Origin of the sequence: Rapidithrix thailandica, assembly GCF_039710355.1 — a bacterium.
Lineage (GTDB): Bacteria > Bacteroidota > Bacteroidia > Cytophagales > Flammeovirgaceae > Rapidithrix > Rapidithrix thailandica.
This window is the reverse complement of record NZ_JBDKWZ010000029.1, coordinates 1-23,224: the sequence shown is the minus strand read 5'-3', so window position 1 is coordinate 23,224 and position 23,224 is coordinate 1. Positions and strand designations below refer to the sequence as shown.

The 23,224-nt window shown below is 45.0% G+C and carries 9 protein-coding genes; all 9 read left to right on the top strand.

Annotated elements, in window-relative coordinates; translation table 11 throughout:
• Positions 1–154: 154 nt before the first annotated feature.
• Complete coding sequence (locus tag AAG747_RS28440; protein ID WP_346824660.1) at positions 155–4,543, top strand: hypothetical protein; 4,389 nt, start codon at positions 155–157, stop codon at positions 4,541–4,543.
• Between the two features lie 16 nt (positions 4,544–4,559).
• On the top strand, positions 4,560–6,032 hold the full coding sequence (locus tag AAG747_RS28435; protein WP_346824659.1) for an Ig-like domain-containing protein: 1,473 nt from the start codon (positions 4,560–4,562) through the stop codon (positions 6,030–6,032).
• Between the two features lie 89 nt (positions 6,033–6,121).
• On the top strand, positions 6,122–7,678 hold the full coding sequence (locus tag AAG747_RS28430; RefSeq protein ID WP_346824658.1) for an Ig-like domain-containing protein: 1,557 nt from the start codon (positions 6,122–6,124) through the stop codon (positions 7,676–7,678).
• Positions 7,679–7,792: 114 nt separating this feature from the next.
• Positions 7,793–9,259, top strand: a complete 1,467-nt coding sequence (locus tag AAG747_RS28425; RefSeq protein WP_346824657.1) for an Ig-like domain-containing protein — start codon at positions 7,793–7,795, stop codon at positions 9,257–9,259.
• 82 nt (positions 9,260–9,341) lie between these two features.
• Positions 9,342–10,850 carry an Ig-like domain-containing protein gene (locus AAG747_RS28420; protein WP_346824656.1) on the top strand — a complete coding sequence of 503 codons (1,509 nt, stop codon included), beginning with the start codon at positions 9,342–9,344 and terminating at the stop codon, positions 10,848–10,850.
• Between the two features lie 96 nt (positions 10,851–10,946).
• Positions 10,947–13,031 carry a fibronectin type III domain-containing protein gene (locus AAG747_RS28415; protein WP_346824655.1) on the top strand — a complete coding sequence of 695 codons (2,085 nt, stop codon included), beginning with the start codon at positions 10,947–10,949 and terminating at the stop codon, positions 13,029–13,031.
• Positions 13,032–13,038: 7 nt separating this feature from the next.
• Positions 13,039–17,247: a T9SS type A sorting domain-containing protein gene (locus AAG747_RS28410; RefSeq protein WP_346824654.1), complete on the top strand. Its 4,209-nt coding sequence runs from the start codon at positions 13,039–13,041 to the stop codon at positions 17,245–17,247.
• Positions 17,248–17,904: 657 nt separating this feature from the next.
• A complete protein-coding gene (locus tag AAG747_RS28405) occupies positions 17,905–19,644 on the top strand; it encodes a hypothetical protein (protein ID WP_346824653.1) in 1,740 nt (579 codons plus the stop codon).
• Positions 19,645–20,138: 494 nt separating this feature from the next.
• Positions 20,139–23,224, top strand: a 3,086-nt coding sequence (locus tag AAG747_RS28400; RefSeq protein WP_346824652.1) for a fibronectin type III domain-containing protein, incomplete at its 3' end; no start/stop codon positions are given.

Below are 23,224 nucleotides of genomic sequence, written 5' to 3'. Positions count from 1 at the left end.
ATAAGATAATTAACTGTATTTAGGTATTTTTTTTATATGTGCTTTTTCTCTTTCCTCTCTAAAAAAGGGGTAAGTAATGAAAAGGTACCTTATATTTTTTAGAAAAATCAAAAACCAAGAGTTAGGCAATTCCTTGAATTTGAAATAGCATTGTATGAAGCAATTTCTACTAGTAATACTTTTTGTACTACTGGGCAATTTTTTGTTTACCCCATTCGCTTCGGCCCAGGAAGCAGAAATCAACGAGTCCGAAAAAAAAGGAGCTTCTGGTTCCTTTGCCAAATGGATAGAGTCCGCTTATGACAGTTTGGAACAACTGGGGAAAGTCGCGAATCAATTAGATGATGAGGCATTGGCCAATTTGCCTATTTTGATTGGGGGGAATGATGTGGGGGTAGGGAATCAAATGATTATGATTGATAGTGCCCGGTTTACTCCTCAAGGAGCATTTTTTAATGCGTATATTTTATTGGAGCTTCCCTTTATTTCCAAACGTATTGCTTTTGCCGCAAAAAATGTTGCTTTCAACCCTGCGGGGCTTTCACAGAGCACCGGTACCCGCTTGGTGATACTGCAAAGTGAGAAGATAAAAATCAATGATAAAGTCGATTTTGTATTGCCCGCTGAAGGAGGAAGAAACTATGTGGAGTGGGATTGTAACGGTTTTAAAGCCGTCAACCTGAAAGGGGCTTTTGAGTTTTCCAGGGAGGTATTAGTCCCGGAAACCGCAGACGGGCAGGTGGATAACTCGGGCAAGGTGCAGGCAACTTTTGAAGTCAACACAACGGATCCCGGTGCTATTTTGACCACCATCAATATCTCTCCTTTTCAAGTACCTAAACTAAAGGGCTTCAGCTTTCAAGTGCACGAGGCCGTTGTGGATTATAACGACTTGGTCAATCATGCCGGTATGCAATTTCCGAAAGACTACCAAAGTGGTTTGGGAGAGGATATGGCCTTATGGCAGGGCTTTTACTTGAAAAATGCCACCATTCGTTTACCTGAAGAATTGAGTTCGGCAGGAGGGCGGAAAGCCATTTCCGTGCATCATATGTTGATCGATGATTTTGGCTTTTCAGCGGCTTTTTATGCGGAAAACCTATTTGAGGACGGGTCCATGAACGGTTGGCCTTTTTCCATAACTTCTATGGGAGTTACCTTGATTAAGAACCAACTCAAAGGGGCCGAATTTGACGGAACTATCCAGGTGCCGATGTTTGATCCGGACAGCCCGATGAAATATACGGCAAGGATTATTCACGAAGGAGGACGCACGAATTACGACTTTTTGGTTCAGCCAGGTTCGGATTTGAAAGCCTCGGTACTTACGGCTAAAATCAGGTTGGAGGGTAACTCGGTGATCCGGATAAAGTCTAATGCCGGAGAGTTACAAGCCGAAGCCATCTTGCATGGGGACGCTTCCTTGGACGATGGCCGCAAAGTGAATGTAAAAGGTTTGCGTTTTCAAAATTTGCATTTGGCAACAGCCAAACCTTTTATCCGGAGTGGAATTTGGTCTCTGGAGGGGAATGGGGAGAAAAAGTTAGCGAATTTTCCCGTCACTATTAATAATATACAGTTCCTGCACACGGAAAGGAATTTGGCCTTGAAGATGGATGTGGGTTTGAACCTGATGGGAGATAGTACGGGTTTTGGAGCAAGTACCCGCCTGGCAATTTTAGGGAAAATAGTAGAAAAAAGAGAAAGCTCCGGAGACGGAATCGCAGAGAAAGTAAGGCAGCAGTGGGAATACGAACGCACGGAAGTGGATGATATATTGGTGAATGTGAAAGGTGGGGCGTATGAGATTGAAGGGGTCTTGAGTTTGTACGATAAAGATCCTGTATATGGGGATGGTTTCAGAGGAAAGGTGCGTGCGGGGTTTGCCAAAAAAGTAGAAGTAGAGGCAATTGCGCAGTTTGGAAATATAGAAGGCATGCGGTATTGGTATGTGGATGCCAAAGCGATGATGCCCAATGGTATTGGAAGCCCGATTGCTTTTTATGGCTTTGGTGGGGGCTTGTGGTACCGGATGAGTCCGGAACATTTCAGTGAGATTGATCTGAACAAAAATCCCTCTTTGGCCGGTATGGATCGCATTGGAGGAACCCCCAGTGGCGTAGTGTACAAACCGGATCCTGACGCCGGCATTGGCTTTAAAGCCACGGTGATTATCGGTACCGGTGGAGATCCCACTCCTTTTAATGCCGATGCCAGTTTTGAAATGACTTTTAACCGAGGGGGAGGAGTGCGTTACATAGCCTTCCGGGGTAAGGCGTATTTTATGGCTGAGATCAACAACCGCAGTGCTAAGGCACCTGTGTTTGCGGAGTTAAATATGAGCTACGACCTTACCAACGAGGTCTTTCATGCTACCTTGGCCACCTATGTCAACACACCGGCATTGCGAGGGAGTCATGCCAACGGTTTGGCCGGTCAGGCAGTGGCGCATTTTGCTCCGGACGAATGGTATATCCATATCGGTACCCCGGAACAGCGCATCGGCTTGAACTTTATTGGTGTGGCAAAAACCGGTGGCTATATCATGATCGGAGACCGGATTCCGGGCTTTCCCGAACCGCCGGCCGAAGTATCGGATATCCTGGGTGGGATGGATTTGGACATGATGCGGGATGAAAACAAGCTTGGGGATGGTTCCGGTTTTGCCTTTGGGGCTTCCATGGAAGTGAATACGGGTCGTAAAACCGTCGGTATTTTTTACGGACAGTTCGGAGCCGGGTTGGGCTTTGATATTATGTTGAAAAACTATGGCAATGCCCGTTGTAAAGGTTCGAGTGGACCGATCGGAATCAACGGTTGGTATGCATCCGGGCAGGCTTGGGCCTATTTGCAAGGGCAGATCGGGATCAAGGTGAAATTGTTTGGAAAGCGCAGGGAATTTGACATCCTGAGCATAGGGGCCGCAGCGGTCTTACAAGCCAAGCTACCAAATCCCGCCTGGATGCGGGGAGTAGTCGGAGGTCGTTTCTCGATTCTCGGAGGCTTGGTTAAAGGACGTTGCCGCTTCAAAGTAACTATAGGAAAAGAGTGCGAAATTGTAGGGGTAAGTGCGGTGACAGGAGTGAAAGTAATCTCTGAGATGACTCCTAAGCCGGAAGCGAAAGAGATCGATGTGTTTACCGCTCCTCAAGTGGCCTTTAACGTGCCGATCAATAAGGGTTTTGAATTGTTGAACAACGATAATGAATACAAAGCTTACCGGGTGAAATTGACTCATTTCAGGTTGATGGACGGTGGAAAAGAAATCGTTGGAGAGGTACAATGGAATGAAAGCCAGGATGTAGCGATTTTTAAAGCTCATGAAATTCTTCCTCCTAACCGGAAGTTGAAAGCGGAGGTTAAGGTGGTTTGGGAAGAAAAAGTGGGAAGTACTTGGAGACCGGTAGGAGGTAACAATCAGGAATACGAAGAGGAGAGTACTCATTTTGTGACAGGGGAAGCCCCAAAAAATATTCCCGAAGAAAATATCCGCTATGCCTATCCTGCCAAAGGGCAATATAACCTGTTGAAAAAGGAATCTCCGGAAGGGTATATCAAGTTGGATTACGGGCAGTCCTACCTGTTTGAAACGAAAGACAAGAGAGGGATGGAATGGAAGTATGTGGCGAGAATGGAATCTCCGGACGTACCTCAACCGATTGACTTGCCATTAACCTACAGTACTTCCAATGCTTCCTTGCATTTTGAAATCCCTGCCCAACTACAACTGGAAACAGGCTATGACCTGTATATTTTGAAATTACCGGCCAAAGAAGCGGTGGCAATAGATGCCAATGTAAGCACGGAAGAACAGGAGGTATATACCCAGGACTCTTCGCAAGTTCAAGTCACTAGCAAGAGCCTGACCGGGACCTTATCCCTTCCCGATGACTTCCTCTTGTACCGGAGCCGCTTCCGTACCAGTAAGTACAACACCTTTGCCGAAAAACTGAATGCCGTACAAATGCATCGCAGTCTGGCTGTAGTGATTGAAGGATATAATTTATTGAAGCTGGGGTATGCTTTTGATGCCGAGGAAGTGCTGGATCAAAATGATCTTTATGGCTGGAAAGAGGGAAAGCCCCTGGTACAATTGACTGCCCTGCCGGACAATCCCTGGTTCAAAGAGTTTAGTTTGCCGGTAATCTACCAAGGCTATCCTCTGGGAGGTTCTCTGAAAATAGAAGATTGGCGTGAAGCAGAGGTGGAAGGAGTCCCTCCGTACAAAGCCATGACCATCTATCAGGAGAACAGACAATTGCAACTGGATGCCGGGCATTCTATGTCCTATACAGTGCCTGGTACAGTGTATTTCAACTACGATCTGGAATACTACACCCTGATGGATTACAACGAATTGGTGAACAAAGCCTGGGGCAAGTACAAAAACAGTTATGGAACAGCCTCAGAGCGCATCCGGAAACTGTTGGACACCAGCTTTGTCAACCTGTATCCGAGAGAACAGTACCGCTTCAAGCTGTCCTATGTTCTTCCGGGCATTAACAAAGTGACGACTGAAAGAGTGTATACGATTGAAAATTAATTTAAATGAAACACCAATGCTAAAAAAGACATTTACCGGATTATTATTACTCAGTGGCCTATGGGCCGGCAGCTGTAAAGACAGCGATGAGGAAGTACAAATTGACGTGAAGAACATACAAGTGACCGGGATGGAAGAAGGCGCGGAAGTTTGGAATACGGCAGCACTCTCGGTGACAGCCGAGAACCAGGAGGGCATTCAACAAATCGACTTTTATGTAGGGGATGAGTCTATTGCCAGTGATAAAACGGCCCCGTACGAGTTTTCCTGGAACACCCGTGAGTACGAAGACGGAGAGTATACGGTAAAAATGGTAGTGGTCACCACCGGAGGCAAAACAGTGGAAAAAACCCTGGCCGTGCAGGTGAAGAATACGTTGTTGGAATTGGCTGTTGAGGATGGATTTTTATCCAGCCAGGATAAAGAGTATTTTGTTGTAATAAGTGATACGACTGGGAACGTGTTGCATTATCAAAAAATCCAGAATGGAGAAACATATTCCATTCTCTCTCCGGAGACATTTAACGATGCTGTATTTGATGTAACAATAGTATATGAGGACATGGGGAATGGCGTGGTTTTGAGATTGAATTCTACTTTGAGTTTACCCAGAGGGTTTCATTTTCCTCTTAAGGATAATAGTGTGCATTCTACGGATGTGACCTTGAATTATATAAATGCTTCCCCCGAGATGGAATGGTATAGGTTGACTACAAACAATATGCAAACGTCAATCGGTCAGTCACAACCGACAGGAGAGCTTATGATAGAGATTAAAGGTGCGGAGAGTAGTCTTTATGTCTGGGGGCAAAACCAAGAAGGCAAGTATTTTTCCCATCTTTTTGAAAGTATTAAACCCGGTCAGGAAAACATCATCGACCTTTCAAAAGTCAACACGGAGTCGGAAGTTGTGGATGGAAATTTTCCTGAAGACAAATTATTAGATGGAGCTTATATGTATGGTTGGATTGGGAGTGAAAAATATGAACTGTCCGCTTATAAATATGATACGGAGCAAAAAACGTATTCCTATATACAACATCCGGAAGCGATATTTGACCGTATGGGCTTAGACTACTCTTTTGATTTTGGTGATATTACTATTTTTCATGATAACTCACCCGGACCTAAACCCTCCTTTCCTGTCATTGAAGGAGCAAAAGCAAGTGGTGAAGTGAAAAGTATATATGAATTTACCTACCAAGCCGAAGGGGATTTTGATTTTGTCGATATGTTTATAAGTAACTCGACTTATAAATACCTATGGTATTGTAGTGGCCCTAAAGAGCGCAATCATATCCGGCCGATTGATTTTCCTGAAGAAATTAAAAATAAGATCCCGGAAGATACAGAAGTCTCAAGATATGATATCATCTTGACAGAGTTACCTGAACACAATGGCTATCTGGATGCGGTAAAAACCGATCTTTTAGATATACGATACAGGAAAGAACGCGTGCAAATGGAATACAACCTACTAGACAAATAGCCATATCCATTTTATATATCCCTCCAGAGCAGCTTCAACTGCTCTGGAGGGATAGTAAATTTTTTCAACCCAAACCACCCCAAACACCAATGCTAAAAAAGACATTTACCGGATTATTATTACTCAGTGGCCTATGGGCCGGCAGCTGTAAAGACAGCGATGAGGAAGTACAAATTGACGTGAAAAACATACAAGTCACCGGGCTGGAAGAAGGCGCGGAAGTTTGGAATACGGCAGAACTCTCGGTGACAGCCGAGAACCAGGAAGGTATTCAACAAATCGACTTTTATGTAGGGGATGAGTCTATTGCCAGTGATAAAACGGCCCCGTACGAGTTTACCTGGAACACCCGTGAGTACGAAGACGGAGAGTATACGGTGAAAATGGTAGTGGTCACCACCGGAGGCAAAACAGTGGAAAAAACCCTGACCGTGCAGGTGAAGAATACGTTGTTGACAGTAACCATGGACGATAATTATTTGAGAGAAGGGGAAACCTGTTATGTAGTCTTAAGTGATACTTTGGGAAAGGTATTGTCTTATCAGAAAATAGGGGATGCCACTTCCTACACGTTTGCTGCATCTGAAGATTACGAAGGAAATGTGTTTGACTTAAATGTCGTTGCATTTTTTACCAAAGATAAAGCAGAAGAATACGATGTGGTGAACCATATTGCCTCCTATGTTGATGTGCGAAGAGGAAGTGATTGGCATTTGTTCCATACTTTCAGGTGGTTGGAAGGTGTGGAAGACTGGCTTTTTTCCGACTCATCTGAAAAGACATTGGAGTTTGAAAATATTCCGGCACAAGAAGATTTTGAGTCTATCTATTTTTCTTCAGCAGGAGAAGATACTTATCACAAATTTGAAAACCATCAAGACCTATCAAATTTCGAGTCGTTTCGCCAGTCGGACTCATGGGATGGGGTGTTGGTACAAATTAAAAAGCCAGATGGTTTGAAATACCGTTTTTTTGATGGAATGACGAGTCAGAGTGTAAATACTCTTGATTTGAACCAGGTGAATTTGAATACGGAGGAAAAAACATTTGTAGTGAATGTTCCCGAATCAATTGACTATTATCATATGGATTTGTATGGATACAAAACCGGTAAAGAGGAAAGTCAAAAATATGCGTTGGCAGTTGGATCTATCCAGACTCCGGAAGGTTTTCAACCTGTTTACTATTATCCGGAAGGTGTTTTTGAAAACTTTGCAACCCGGACTCATCATGAGTTTGAGAATGGTTCAAATACAAATTTTTTACCAGGTATGGAGCCTTCTTTTGACTTAATTGAAGGTGTAGACTATTCCATCGAGCAAAAGAGTTTTGGAGAAATTACATTAAAAGTACAAGGGGAACTTGATTTTGGTCTCTTCCTTTCAGGGATCATCAATGGAGAGGAAGTATGTGCGAGAATTATATTTGCTCCTAAAAGTAATCGAACTTTTTATCCTATTGATTTTCCTGAAGAAATTCAAAGTAAAATACCTAAAAGTGGTGATCTTACTTCGGAGGATGTTGCGGTTTATGACTTTTTAGCAATAGAAGGATATGAAGAAGCTTTGAAATTTCTGTCGAACCCGGTTTTGGAGGCTTCTAAGTTGAAAAATAAATATTATAGAGAGGTGAAATATTGGGAATAAGTAATTTCTCCTTTTACTCCACTCCATCATTAAAATAAATTTATGAGCCTTTCCTCCAAGATCTTGGAAGAAAGGCTCATAATAGTATTCAATTTTTTACCCTAATTGATTCCAATGCTAAAAAAGACATTTACCGGATTATTATTACTCAGTGGCCTATGGGCCGGCAGCTGTAAAGACAGCGATGAGGAAGTACAAATTGACGTGAAGAACATACAAGTCTCCGGGCTGGAAGAAGGCGCGGAAGTTTGGAATACCGCAGAACTCTCAGTCACAACGGAGAATCAGGAAGGCATTCAACAAATCGACTTTTATATAGGGGATGAATCCATTGCCAGTGATAAGACGGCCCCGTACGAATTTACCTGGAACACCCGTGAGTACGAAGATGGAGAGTATACGGTGAAAATGGTAGTGGTCACCACCGGAGGCAAAACAGTGGAAAAATCCCTGACCGTGCAGGTGAAGAATACACTCTTAAAGTTGACGATTGGAGATGATTTTTTGTATTATAATGATAAAGAAAATTATATCGTCTTGAGTGATACGACTGGGAATGTATTGCATTATCAAAAAGTGCAGAACGGTCAAAGTTACAACATACCTTCTCCTGGGGATTTTAACGATGGGATTTATGATTTTACCATTATTGGCCCTGATGATGGTTATTCGGAACCAAGGTGGGATTTTGATACTTATCTAAGCCTTCCCAGGGGTTTCCAGATGTCTTTCAATAACGATAGAACAGAACCGTTACAAGTACCTGTATCTATAAAAAATGTCGATCCTGAAGTTGAAAGCTATCATATAATCACAAATCATATTAGTAATTTTTTTGATGGTACAAATGGAAACTATACATATAGTATAGATAATCCTGAAAGTGATTTTTATGTCTGGATACAAAATAAGGAAGGGAAGTATTTCTCACACCTTTACAAAGGAATAAAGTCAGGCCAAGAGAATACCATCGATCTTTCCCTGATCAATACAGAGCTGGATGTTATAGAAGGTAGTTTTTCAGCCGAGAAAAAACTATGGTATTCTATCGTTTATGGCTGGGTAGGAAATGACAACTATGAGTTATTCAACTATGATATCAATACGGAGATGAATACTTATTCCTATATTCATCCCGGAAATTGGTTTGACCAATTGAAACTGCGTTACCATTTTGTATATGGCGATATTTTGGTGTCTCATGAAAATTCACCGGGAATTGAACCTTCCTTCCCTATTCTTGAAGGAGCCAAAGTTACAGGCAATGCAAAAAGCCTTTATGAGTTTGATATAACTGTAGAAGGTGAAATGGATAGATATGAGCTTTTTCTGAAAAATTATCAAAATACTTATGATTGGTATTGCGTTGGTCCCAAAGAAAGAAATCATGTCAATTCTATAAATTACCCGGACGAAATTCAGAGCAAGATTTCTCAAGATAAGGAAATTAATCAATTTAAGGTGTCTTTAGTAGACTTTCCTGATTTTGAAGGGTATCTAAATGTACTTCAAGCTGATTTTTCAGATGTTTCTTACAAAGAAGAACGAATAGAAATGAAGTACACCATAATACAAAAATAATTCTCGCCAGATATATTCATTCCTCCCAGGGCAGCTTCAACTGCTCTGGAGGGATAGTAAACTTTTTCAACCCAAACCACCAATGCTAAAAAAGACATTTACCGGATTACTATTACTCAGTGGCCTATGGGCCGGCAGCTGTAAAGACAGCGATGAGGAAGTACAAATTGACGTGAAGAACATACAAGTGACCGGGCTGGAAGAAGGCGCGGAAGTTTGGAATACCGCAGAACTCTCAGTCACAACGGAGAATCAGGAAGGCATTCAACAAATCGACTTTTATATAGGGGATGAATCCATTGCCAGTGATAAGACGGCCCCGTACGAATTTACCTGGAACACCCGTGAGTACGAAGACGGAGAGTATACGGTAAAAATGGTAGTGGTCACCACCGGAGGCAAAACAGTGGAAAAATCCCTGACCGTGCAGGTGAAGAATACGTTGTTGACTTTAGATATAAATCAGGCGTATTTAGATGATTTGGCTAATTCTGATTTTGATACACGTTATATGGTTTTGAGTGATACTTTGGGCAATGTCTTGCACACAGTACAAATAAAACAGGCAGGAACAATACCCCTCCTGGCTCCGGAAGGTTTTACTGAAGGAAGGTTTGACTTAACAGAGTTTTCTTTAAAAGAGAATTTAGAACTTGATGAGTTTCATGTAATGTATTCTTTTTTGAGCTTATCCAGAGGAACACTTTGGAACCTTCATGAAAAACAGGCGGAAACAACTTCTATCCGTTTATTAAAGCCTGATAACCCTGGACAGCTTGACTCTTACGTTCTCTCTACAAATGAAGGTTCTGAATATAACCGAATGGATTGGGGTCCTGATAATCTTGTCATACCACAGTCTTCCAATAGACTATTTGTAAAGGTAGAAACAGAGGCGCAATCTACTTTTAAAATATTGGAAAATATCAAATCAGGCGAACACTACGAGGTGGATTTAACAGGTTTCTCTGAATGGGAGCGAATGCAGGACGTTCAAAAAGAAATACCCGGGTTGGTAAAGCCCCACTCCCTAGGAGGAGATATCAAGGGATTTTTTGGTGATGATCAAGACGGTACGGGTTTTTATGTTTCCTACATAGAATCGGATGATTCTCATTTTAACTATACTCATGCAGGAAGTACCTTTGAGCGGTATCAACATAGCATTAAATTTAAGAATCAAGAGGGTGTGATTTTTTACAATGATAACTACCCTGGGCAAAGTCCTGTTTTTGAAAGAATGGAGGAAGATCAAGTGGAGATTATACCTCATAATGTTTATGATTATACTTTTAATGTAAAAGGGGATTGTGATTATTTCCGCTCTTATGTACATGATTCTGATTTTAACCTATTGTATCTGATGTTTGGTCCAAAAGATCGAAAACAGTTCCATGAGCTGAAAACATTGCCTGAAGAAATTAAGTCGAAACTTCCTGGAAAATCGGAAGTGGGATATTTTGATGTTGCTGTTTTTGATTATGAAAAAATAGACAGTTATGAGGAGTTTATAAAGATTTATGCCGAGGAAGGTTGGGAAAAACTGGAGCAAATGGAAAGTACTGGAATGGAAATAAAAATCATCGAGTAAGATAGAAAGAATTTATTTTATCTGCTATTAAAATAAACCATTCATCCTCCGGGGCCTGCAAACCTCCGGAGGGTGCTCATCCTTGAACGATTATACATGAATTGGAGATTTACGTTTTTACTTTTTTGTCTTTTTAAAATAGTAAACTTCCATTGGGTACAGGCGCAACCGTCTGATACGCAACCGGGGGTAAGGGTATTGGCCCGGGCAAAAAACGGGGTGGTGATGTTGCGTTGGGCACCAACTACGCCCTTGGCCTGGCAATGGGGGAACCAAAAGGGCTATCTTGTGACCCGGCATACGGTAAAACCGGCTTCTGAAAGAGGGAAGAAAGTGTTGTTGACGCCTCAACCGCTGAAACCACTGCCCTTGGAAAAGTTCGAACCGCTGGCCCTGGAAAACGACCGGGCGGCCATTGCCGCAGAAGCCATCTACGGAGAGCGTTTTGACCTGGTCAGTCCCTCGGACAATACCATGCAGTTTATCAGCCAGACGGAAGAAATGGAAAACCGCTTTGCCTTTGCATTGTTGGCGGCCGACCAGGATCCGAAGGTGGCCAGTGCCACGGGGCTGTATTTTGTGGATGCCGATATCCTGCCGGGCGAGCATTATGTTTATACGGTGACCCTGGCCGAACAACATCCGGATTTTACCATCGAAGAGGGCAATGCTTTTATCAACCCGGCCAAAGAACTCAATTTACCGGCTCCCATGGATTCGAAAGTGGAGTTTGGCGACCGTTTTGTCAAGTTGAGTTGGGACACGCACTACCTGACGCAGTTGTACACCACTTATCAAGTTGAGCGCTCGGAAGACGGAGGAAAAACCTTCCGGCCGCTGGACGATATTGGCTTTGTCAACCTGGAAAACGAGGAATCCAAAACCGGGTTGCAACGTATGCATTACCTGGATTCCCTGCCCCAAAACGACAAAGAATACCAATTCCGGATCCGGGGGATCACTCCCTTTGGAGAAACAGGCCCTCCTTCCACCGTGTTGAAAGGGGAAGGCAAAAGCAGTTTGACAGGAATTGCCGCTCAAATCGACAGTGTGGCTTTACAAGCCGATGGCAGGGCGTATATTCAATGGAGTTTTCCGGAACTGTATCGTGATAAACTTCAGGGTTTTTTGGTAGCCCGGGGACGTTCGGCCAAAGGTCCATTCCACGATTTGTTTACGCAACCCTTGGCTCCGGAGGCTACGGTGTACCTGGACCGTATGCCCGAAGCGATCAATTACTATGTGGTAAAAGCTTATGCTCAAGACGGAAAGTTTACCCAGTCCTTTCCGGTAATGTTACAACAAGAAGACAGCATTCCTCCGGTACAACCGGTGGGTTTGAATGGCCAGGTTGCCGATGACGGCAAAGTACAGATCCGGTGGACGCCCAATCCCGATGCCGACCTGAGTGGTTACCGGGTCTACCGGGCCAACAGCTTGCAAGAAGAGTTTTACCGCATTTCGGTGGACTTGCTTACCGGAACGCATTTTGAAGATTCCATCAGTTTACACAACCTGACGGAAACTATTTATTACAAAGTGGTGGCCTACGATCATCATTTTAACCCTTCGGAGTTTTCCGATGTACTGAGTTTGAAAAAGCCGGACAAAATCCCTCCCGGAGCTCCGGTGTTTGAAAAGGCCCTTTCCGAAGGTTCGTCCATTGTGTTGAGCTGGCGACCCAGTAACAGTACGGATGTGGAAAATTACCTGTTGTACCGCCTGGATCCGGGACAGGAAGATGCTCAATTGCTGGTCGAGCTTCCTGCGAAGGATGGAGTGCCCCGTTATAAAGACCAAACCGTACAGGTGGGCAAGACGTATACCTATCGTTTAATCGCCCGGGACGATGACGGTTTGTTTTCAGACCCCACTTCAATTACGGTAGATGCCTTTGACGAAGGCCTCCGGGAAGCCCTGGCTTTGAAAGCAAAAGTAAACCGGGAAAAGCGCACGGTACAGCTTTCATGGGAAGGAGAAGAAGGACAATACATTCGCTGGATGCTTTTCCGCAAAAAAGGGGAAGGACCCATGCGCCTGTACAAGACCCTTTCAGGAGAACTGCGGGCATTCACCGACCGTTCATTGCATATCAATACCCGGTACGAGTACAAGCTAAAAGGCTTTTTATCGGATGGCTCCGTTACCGGGTTGGGCCAAGGTGTTCACGTAAATTATTAAAGGTAGGATGAAAAGAATACTGTTTATAGGAATTTTCGGCTTGTTGGGCTTTCTCCAATCGGAAGTGATGGGGCAGGGGGGAGAAATACGCTTAACAATGAAAGCGATCAAAGGACGAGGAAATGTCCCAGGAGATGATGATTTTACCTATAGGTTTTATGTGAAAGATGATGCCAATCATGTTGAGTCTCATTGTTTTTACACGGCAAATAACCCAGAAATAGGTGTTTGGAGAAACTTTGATCATCATGTTTCTAATTATGGTTATGGGTTTTATATTTTCAAAAATGAGAGGTTTAGTAATCCTAAAACCTTTACGGGTATTAAATTCAGGGCCTGGGAAGATAATAAAGGTAAGCGATGTTTATATTGGGGGGGTAATAATGGTGATAGAGCTGACAAAGAATACAATAATTTTAGGTTAAACGTAAGGGATTATGCTCCAGGAATTACACATACTATTTATTTTCTTTTAGAGAAGACGCCAGGAGGTGGACAGCATAAAATTAGTACATACGATCATTCAAGCATATATTGGTATTCTATGCAGGTAGAGTTTTCTTATACAGCTCCTGTACCGGAAATACCAAATATTAAATACGAAGGCAAGGAGTACACAGGTACACAATTATGTCAATCTGAAATAATTACTTTAGGTGCTGATGTTGATGTAAAAAGCCAATTTAATGACCAGGTACATTTGGAGTGGTTGTATCATATTGATAAAGATATGGAAACCTTGAAGGAACGTAATTATGAATCTTACAAAAGTAGTGAAAATGAGTCAGATTCAGAATGTTCAGATGATAGATGTGCTAAGCTTCCACCTGATAAACAGAATAACTGTGATTACAGGTGCTCACTACCTTATTATAAATATACAAAGATTCCGAATTGGCGAAAAGTTCCCAATGGTAAAATTCGATTGGATAAAGGGCGACTTTCCGTACAGCTTGAGGACTTGCCAGGTTTGGAAAATCTGAAGGAGAATTCTGGGGTTACCTTTAGGGCCAGAGCGATTGCTAATAATATTCTTTCGGATACTTCAGCACAATCTATCAAAGTGAATGTGAGTCCTCTACCACCCAGCTTTTCCACAGTCACCGCTACCAAATCTTGTGCAAATGCTACAACGGGTTCCATCACAGTTGCAGGGGTGTATACTCCGGTAGGGGATACTTACAGAGTGATTTTACAAAAAGGAACAAAAGTATGTGATGATCCTACCGATGCTTCATGTATTGGTTCTGCGGTGGCTAATGTTCTGGCAAATTCTCCGGAGCTTACTATTCCGGGTCTGGCTCCAGGGGATTATACATTATATTTGTTAAATGAAGGTGGGAATATTGGTAATTGTAATGTAAAAACAATTGTCTCCATCGGCACCTATTCACCTCCTCAGTTTACTACCATTACTTCCCAGGAAACGTCCTGTTTCGGAGGGGCGGATGGAAAAGTGGTTTTTGGCTTTAAAGGTGGAAAACCCGGGGACTGGGAATGCCAGTTGACCTTGGATTCGCAAGACAGTTCTTACCAGGCTAACCAAACCGTCAACATGAACCAGGAAGGGGATACCTTGGCGGGATTGGTGTTCGAAAATTTGACTGCCGGGAAGTATCTCCTGAGCATTACCGATCCTTGTGGCTTGAAAGAGACGGCTACCGTTTATGTGCAACAACCCTCGCGGGTTAAGGGAATGGCCGAAGCTATTTCCCCGGATTGTTCCGAGCCTTTCAACGGGCAAGTAATCATCCGGGCGGAGCAAGGTTCGGGGCAATACCATTATCGCTTGTATCAAAACAATGCCTTGGTTGCCGAAGCACTGAACAAAACCGGACAAAACTGGACTTTTTCTTCACTCGCTAACGGGGATTATAAAGTGGCCGTACGCGATGCATTGCGGGAAGATTGTCCGGGATACGATACCTTGTTGAGTTTACAGGCTCCCGCCCCATTGGTATTGCAGTTGGATTCGGTGGCCCCGGTAAGCTGTTTTCAGGCCGGAGACGGACAAGTATGGTTACAGGGCCAGGGAGGTAGTGGCGCATTGCGCTATACCTTGGTACATCAGATGAGCGGACAAAAGTACCACAGTGAAGACGGAGAGTTGAGCAATCTGCCGGGTGGGGCTTATCAAGCGATATTGAAAAATCAGGAAACGACCTGTCTGGACTCGCTGGTCTTGCCGGAATTGATCACCGTACCGGAGCCGGAAGAACTCTTGATACAGATTACTTCGCAAAATATTACCTGTTCCGGAGACGACAACGGGGCTTTATCCGCCAAAGTGACCGGAGGTAACGGGAATTACACTTACCAATGGCAATTTGACGATGGCAACGGTTGGACGGATTACAACCTGAACGGTCAAGGACAGGGCACCCAGTTAGACCAACTTTTTGCGGCTCGTTACCGCTTGAAAGTCAACGATCCCAAAGGCTGTCAAAAAGTATCTGAGGTCATCAGTCTGGAAGAGCCGGAGCTTCTGTTGATCGAAGCGGTGGATGTAGACCGCCCGGCTTGTAAAGGAGAAGTGGATGGGAAAATCCTGCCCATTGTGAAAGGAGGTTGGTTGCCTTATCGCTATGAATATGCTACACAAGAAGGTGGCCCTTGGCAACTGTTTGATGAAAATACCAACTTTGGCAAAGGAACCTATTACGTGCGGGTGACCGATGCGGAAGGTTGCCGGGTAGAGTACGGACAAGCCCTGGAATTTGTCCAACCGGATGAAGCTTTGGCCTTTACCCATAGCTTGAAAACCGCCAACGGTTATCATTTGACTTGTTTTGAATCCCAGGACGGAGAAACCACCTTACAAGCAACCGGGGGCATTACACCTTACCTCTATGCCGTAGACGGTGGAGACTTTCAAACCGGGAATGTACTGAAGGGGCTTTCGGCCGGAGAACATATTTTGTATGTAAAAGACGCGAATGGATGTGTGTTGAGCGAAACGGTGACACTTACCCAACCCACTCCTTTGGAGTTGACCTTAGTCACTAAAACGGATGTCAAATGTTTTGGCGACAACTCCGGTCATTTGGAAGTGAAAGCCAAGGGAGGTGTAGAGCCGTATACCTATGCCCTGGAAGGGGAGGAATTTCAAGCGGCTCCTGTTTTTGAAGGCCTGACCGCTCAAACCTATACGGTGCGGGTAAAAGATGCCAACGGCTGTGAACAGATCTTGCCGGTGCACATCGAAAGCCTGTACGACCCGATCGAGATTGTATTTACAGTGAGTGATGTGACTTGCTACGGCTCTTCCGATGGGGCAGTTCAAGCTCAGGTGTTGGGCGGGAGCGCTCCGTATACCTATCGTTGGCAGGGCTTTGACGGACAAACACAAAATATACTTCCGGACATCCCGGCCGGAGAGTACAGTTTGGAAATTACCGATGCGGAAGGCTGTAAGGCCTTGGCTACGGCGGTAGTCAACCAACCGCCTAATATCGATTTGGGAGGAACGGTGACCCTCTGCCAGGGACAAAGTTATTTGCTGGATGCGTCACATCCTGAAGGAGCGAAATACGCCTGGACTTCCACTACCGGATTCACCAGCAACAAACCGGTAGTGCGCTTATCGGATGCGGGCACCTATACGCTCACACTCACCTTGAAAGATGGCTGTGTGATGCGTGACCAGTTGAAGGTGGAGCGTTCGGAAATCTTGTTTGAGGCCAACTTCTTGGGAGGCAGCGAAGCCATCATTGCCGATACTTTGAGTTTGATCGAAGTTTCCTATCCGGCTCCGGATTCGGTACTTTGGGATTTTGGAAGAGCTGCACAAGTATTGGATGATAATGCTCAAGCTCCCCAAATTACCTTCCAGCAAGCCGGAACTTACACCGTGAAGATGAAGGCCTATTATGCTGGCTGTGTGGACAGCCTGGAAAAGCGCTTTACGTTTTACTTGCCTGAAGACAAACCCGATTTGTTAGGCGGGGTTCCTTTGGGGGAAATCGGGATACAATCGGTAAAAGTATATCCGAACCCCAACAGCGGACAGTTCACTGTGGAGGTGAAATTGTTCCGGGAAGAGGAATTGATGCTGTTTGTGTACGACTTGTACGGACAAGAGCTGGCCCGGGTGAAAAAAGAAGGAAGTACCGAACACTCGGTTCCTTTTAACCTGACAGGGATTCAAACGGGTATGTACTTGCTCAAACTGGTCACTCCCAACGATGAGCGCAGCGTACGGGTGGTCATTGAATAGATGGGGTTCTAAACCTTCCAGGTTTTCAAAACCTGGAAGGTTTGCCCGGTCCAACGAAAAAGTGAGCAGGCCTGAAAATCTTGCGGGAGGGAGCTTTAACTTTTCTTGATTTTTTCTTTTGCATCAAGACAAAAGAAACGAACAAACCCATAAGGTTAAATGAAAAAAAATAAGCATAACTAACTGGAAATTAATTTTTAATACACTTTAAAATAATGAACCACATCTTATGGTATAAACCCGTCAATGTTAGAAGTGACTGCTTTAACAATGGTTGTTTGTTACATAAAAACAGGGCGGTCTGTCAGAAAGGCGGGGAAGCGCGTGGGTATCACGCGAGGCAGCATCTTTCTGACTAGCGTTTTTTTGCTTACTTTTTTGTGGTAATGACAAAAAAGTAAGTGGGTGGAAGGGTGAAACCCTTGGATGTGTCCGAGTCATTTGATGACCGTTGCGCTATTTTATATTCAGATTCAGTCATGTTTTCAATAATCATCTGTTGATTGATATCTGATAACTTGTATCAGATTAGAGACAAAAGAAACGAACAAATCCATAAGACTGAATAAAAAAAATAAGCATAACTATCCGGAATACTAATTATCTATTTCCAAAAAAAAACTAAATCATAAAAAAATACTTTACCATCACTACCAAATGCATCCTGTTTTGCAAAAATATTTACTACTCCTGGTAATGCTCTTCTGCGGCTGGCAACAGGTTTTTGCCCAAAGTCTGGATAACTTGGGAGAAAAAGACCCGCTGAAAGTCAACGGAGGGATTAACATCACCACCATGGCGTATCATGCCAACGGCATCTCTTCCCGGAGAGAACCCTTTACCTGGTTTTTAACCGGAAACCTGAACTTCTCATTTTACGGGTGGAGCGTGCCCTTTTCCTTTAGTTACAGTGATCAAAACAAATCGTTCCGTCAGCCCTTTAACCGGCTGAGTCTGGCTCCGGAATACAAATGGGCCAAAGTGTATGTAGGGTATCACAACCTCACCTATTCTTCCTATACCCTGGCAGGACACGGTTTTTCCGGAGGAGCGGTGGAATTACGTCCGGGGAAATTTCGCTTCCAGGCCATGTACGGAAGGCTGAACAAGGCCATTGAAGAGGACTCCACCAAAGGAATTTCACCCATGTATAAACGCATGGGTTACGGCATGAAGCTGGGCTATGGAGACGAACAAAATGCCCTGGAATTGATTTTGTTCCGGGCGGCCGACGATGAAAATTCCTTGTCCAAGCCCGTAACCGATCCGGAAATCAGACCGGAAGAAAACCTGGTGATAAGTGTCGTGGGAAAGAAGCAAATCACCTCCCGCTTGGGCGTGCAGATGGAATACGCTTCCAGCGCCTATACCCGGGACACCCGGGAGGGAGAGACATCTACGTCCAACCTGGTAGGGAAAGTCCGGCCGTTGTTTACCTCACGGGCTTCCTCTCAATATTTTCATGCTTTCAATACCAGCTTGGGCTATACCGGAAATTCGTATTCCTTGCAGTTAAACTACGAGCGAATCGGTCCCGGTTACAGGACCTTAGGGGCTTATTATTTTAACAACGATATGGAAAATATCACGGTAAGCGGTTCCCTGCAATTGTTGGATAATCAACTGACGGTTTCGGCCAATGTAGGTCAACAACGCAATAACCTGGAAGACACCGAAACCAGTGCCACCAAACGGGTGGTAAGCTCGGTCAACCTGGGTTATGTGCCAGGTCCGAAATGGAATTTCAACGCCAGTTATTCCAACTTTACCAGCTATACCCGGGTGAGGCCCCGCTTCGATCCCTTTTTTGAAGACGAACTGGACTCCTTGAATTTTTACCAGATCAACCAAAATGCAAACTTCTCCGTGGGACATAACTTCGGAGGCGATCAGGTGAAGCAAAGTCTGTTTTTTAACAGTTCTTTTCAGATGTCCAAAGATGAAAACGATGGGGAGCGCTCCGGCAACCAGTCTCAAATGTATTCGGGCAGTCTGGCCTACCGGATCAACCTGGTACCTCAACATATGGGCTTTACCGCTTCGATGAACGGATACCGCAGTGAGATGGCGGGCAACCGCTCTTTAACCCTGGGACCTAATTTGGGCGTGAACCGCTCCTTTTTCAAAAAAGCCCTGCGAAGCAGTTTGTTCGCTTCTTACAACTATCAGAAAAACAATGAAAATCCGGCCGGCAAAGTAATGACGGTACGCTACCGGGCGGCCTTTGCTCCGGGGAGAAAAAAGAAAGAAAAAGAGGAGAAAAAAGGCGGGCTCTTGAACCCGGGGAAACACAACCTGTCACTGAATGTCAATTGGTTGAAAAAAATGAGTGAAGACGCCAAACGTCAGAATTTTGACGAATGGACCATGACCTTGAATTATAATTATAGTTTTTAGAAATGTAAAACAGATGATGCTTGGATTGACAACCGGTCGAATCGTCCTCTGATGTCTTCTTTTTTGAGAACTTAATTTTAAAATAGAAGTGGTTTAAACGTATAGTTTTTGACCGAAAATGGAATCAAAATCGGCTCATCAAGGCACTTTTTTCAACAATAGCCAAAGCTATTGTTGAAAAAAGTAACACAGAAGAGGCGTTTTTGAAACATTTTTTAGGAAAAAGAAAAAGTTTAATTCACTTCATAAACAAAGAGTTTTAGATACTTTGCTTTAGGGAAGAATAAAAAAACGCCCTGGCGACTTCCCTAAGAGTAAGTTTGAAATTCGTTTTTGGTGGTAAAAATTCTCAGTTTGGGGTTCTCAGAAAAGTATTGTTGAGAAGAATAATAGCATTATTTGACGAAAAAATGCTGCACTGAGGTTCCTGAAATGGGAATTTTTGACTCAAAGGATGAAATTTAAACATGCTCTAATACCAAATAATCCACTATATGAAAAAGATGCTTTGCCCTTTAAAGGCATGTTTGAAATTTGTTTTTACATCGCAGAAAATCAAATGTAAACAGCTCTCGCTCCTGGTTTTCCTTAGTTTCCTTTGGGGAACAACGGTACAGGCTCAACGAATGCCGGTATCGGCCAACTTGCAGTTGCTGGCTCCTTACAGCCCTTATTTGCAGGATTATGTAAAGCCCGGAGCGGAGCGCCTGAAGCTACACCTCTTGTTGATGGACTTGGCCGAGCCTACCTACGATGTCCGTCTGCAACTCCAAATCGAAGGGGCAGGGATCAAAATCAGTACCGATCCCCAGTTTCAACCGGTGCCCATTACCTTGGAATCGGGGATGACCGCATCATTGCCGGGAGAGGAAATCTGGGATTACTTTGACAGCCGTCATTTGTTGTTTAGCGGCATCAGCCGTCAACAATTCGAACGCAGCGGAGGGACCCTTCCCGAAGGATTTTACCGCTTTACCGTCCGGGTGATGGATTACCGCAGGCCGGAGGTCGCACTTTCCCACGAAGCAACGGCCGTAGCCTGGATTGCCTTGGGCGATCCTCCTTTGTTGAATCAACCGCATTGTGGTACGGAACTCAAACTGTACGAAGGGCAACAGGCAGTGATGTTTAGTTGGACGCCACTGGCCAACTCGCCCAGTGCGGTCATTAACACCGAATACGAATTCAGCCTGGTAGAAATACGGGGAGACTTGCCCCCGGCAGCCGCTTTTGAAACCTTGCCGCCTTTGTATCAGACGGTGACGCAACAAAGCAGCCTTTTGTATGGCCCCACAGAGCCTGAATTGCAACCCGGTCTGACTTATGCCTGGCGGGTACGGGCCATGGACCAGGAGGGAAGGGAATTGTACAAAAACCGGGGCTATAGCAAAGTGTGTAGCTTCCGGATGGCCGAAGAAGAGATTTTTGTTTCGGCTCCTTTGCTTTTGCAAGTGGATGACGAAGCCGAAAACCGGGCACGGGTGCAATGGGAAGAAGCGGAGTTGGCCGAAGGCTACCGGGTGGAATACCGCAAAACCGGTTCGGAAGACTATGCCTGGTTTGGGCAGGAGATTGCCGAAGACAAACTGATCCTGTTCAACCTGGAGCCGGATACGGAATACGAAGTGCGGGTAGGCAGCAAGCGAAAAGGCATGGTGACCGATTGGACCGACCCGGAGCGTTTCCGTACCCTGACACGGCAGATCTACGTGTGCGGACAGAAAATTGTGCCCGTACCGATTAATAATACCGTGCCGTTGGCCTCCGCCATGGTAGGAGATAAAATCCAGGTGGGTGAATTTGAAATGGTCTTGCTGAAAGTAGAAGGGGGAGACGGTATTTTCAGCGGCCGGGGCTCGATCCGTGTTCCTTTTGCCGGGTTTAACTTGTATGTCAAATTTGACGGCATCCGGATTAACGAAAACCGGGAAATGATCTCCGGGGAAGTGGAAGCCGTGACCCAAGGAGTGGGCAAAGCGGTCGAAGACTGGCTCAACGGAAAAGACCCTCAATTGCCCTCGGAAGACGAAGAGTCACCCTCAGACCCCTTGGACAATATAGGTGATAAGATCGAAGTGCCGGGAGAGATCGACAGTGTATATGTGGACGAAGACGGAAAGGTCGTGATTGTAGATACCGAAGGCAATACAACCGTAAAAGAGCGCCCGCAAGACCCGGAAACCGGAGCCCCCGCCCCCGTAATCGTCAGCGATGAACAAGGCAATACCTATGTGGTGGATAAGAACGGGGAGGTGAAGAAGGTTGAAAACCAAAATGGAAATACACCTACTCCAAACGGCTCTTTGGACAGTTTGCAATTGTATGTAAAATTCAAAGCCCCTCCTCCAAACCCAGCCCTGCCGCAATACGGTTTTGATGCCTATGAGCATCCCAGCCAACAAAGGCATTACGAGCAGATTGTGCTGGAAGATGCACCTTATTTTGTGCCCTGGAAGTCGGTAGCGACTGGGCGTACCGACCAGGTACTGGCTTTGTTGTCGGGAGATACTTCCCGCTTTGAGCAGGTGCAGTGGAAAGGGGTGATGCAGACCACTCCGGGGTTGAAGGACGGACAGTTGCAACTTACCGTACAAGGCTTCGGACATGAGGAAGAAAGCGAAGTGCTGGCTTACCGCAAAGAAGGGGAAGCAGAAGTGCCTTTGGGCAAACTCAATGTGATCAGCTATGACCAGGAGTACCGCAAACTTTACCTGGTGTCGGTCAACGGCACTTCGTATCCGTACAATTATCCGAGCCTGCAAGATTCGCTGAACCGTATTTTCAGCCAGGCCGTAGTGCGCTGGGAACTGGGTCCGCTCCAAAGCCTGGAAGTACCGGAAGTGGATTTTGTTAACGGAAGCTTTGATGACGGCAGTTCCGGCTTGTTGTCCAACTATACCCCGGACATGCGCAAAGTGGTGCGGGCTTTCAGAAAGGCCAACCCTCATTTTGACAAAGACGCTCTCTACGTATTTCTGGTACGCAATTCGGCCTCGGACAAAGAGGGCTTTATGCCGCGCAAACAGCGGTACGGCTTCCTGTTTACCGATCAGTTTTCCAGCCAGCCGGGCTTTGTCAAGACCCTGGCACACGAGTTGGGCCACGGAGCCTTCCGTTTGAAACACAGCTTTGAGCAGTACCCGGAAGACCGGGAAAACCTGATGGACTATGCCGAGCGGGGCACGCGTCTGCGCAAATACCAATGGGACCTGGTCCACGACCCGGTGGCCGTCTGGGGCCTGTTTGAAAAAGATGAAGAGGGGGAACTTGTCAGTGAATACAAGTACAAAGAGCTTGACCTGGCCTCCGAAGTAGACATTCACAAATATATTTCCGGTGAGGAAATTACTTATATAACCCCCGGAGGTGAGCTGATTACCCTAAGTAAAGAGGCGAAGCCGAGCTTTACGGGAGTGACACATGTACCTGAGATAGATACCCAAGTTTCCAAAGGTATTTTATTGGCTTTCCGGGAGGGGAGTATGTTATGGCGGTCGCGTTATCGCATTCCAAAAGATTTGGGTTCCTGGGAGTTTATGGGCTATGTGAATGCTGCGGGAGATTATTACCCCGGAGCCTC

What these genes read in the sequence shown, in the direction of transcription:
- AAG747_RS28405 (WP_346824653.1), top strand. Translation starts at nt 17,905, where the DNA reads ATGCATCCTGTTTTGCAAAAATATTTACTACTCCTGGTAATGCTCTTC.
- AAG747_RS28435 (WP_346824659.1), top strand. Translation starts at nt 4,560, where the DNA reads ATGCTAAAAAAGACATTTACCGGATTATTATTACTCAGTGGCCTATGG.
- AAG747_RS28440 (WP_346824660.1), top strand. Translation starts at nt 155, where the DNA reads ATGAAGCAATTTCTACTAGTAATACTTTTTGTACTACTGGGCAATTTT.
- AAG747_RS28410 (WP_346824654.1), top strand. Translation starts at nt 13,039, where the DNA reads ATGAAAAGAATACTGTTTATAGGAATTTTCGGCTTGTTGGGCTTTCTC.
- AAG747_RS28415 (WP_346824655.1), top strand. Translation starts at nt 10,947, where the DNA reads ATGAATTGGAGATTTACGTTTTTACTTTTTTGTCTTTTTAAAATAGTA.
- AAG747_RS28430 (WP_346824658.1), top strand. Translation starts at nt 6,122, where the DNA reads ATGCTAAAAAAGACATTTACCGGATTATTATTACTCAGTGGCCTATGG.
- AAG747_RS28425 (WP_346824657.1), top strand. Translation starts at nt 7,793, where the DNA reads ATGCTAAAAAAGACATTTACCGGATTATTATTACTCAGTGGCCTATGG.
- AAG747_RS28420 (WP_346824656.1), top strand. Translation starts at nt 9,342, where the DNA reads ATGCTAAAAAAGACATTTACCGGATTACTATTACTCAGTGGCCTATGG.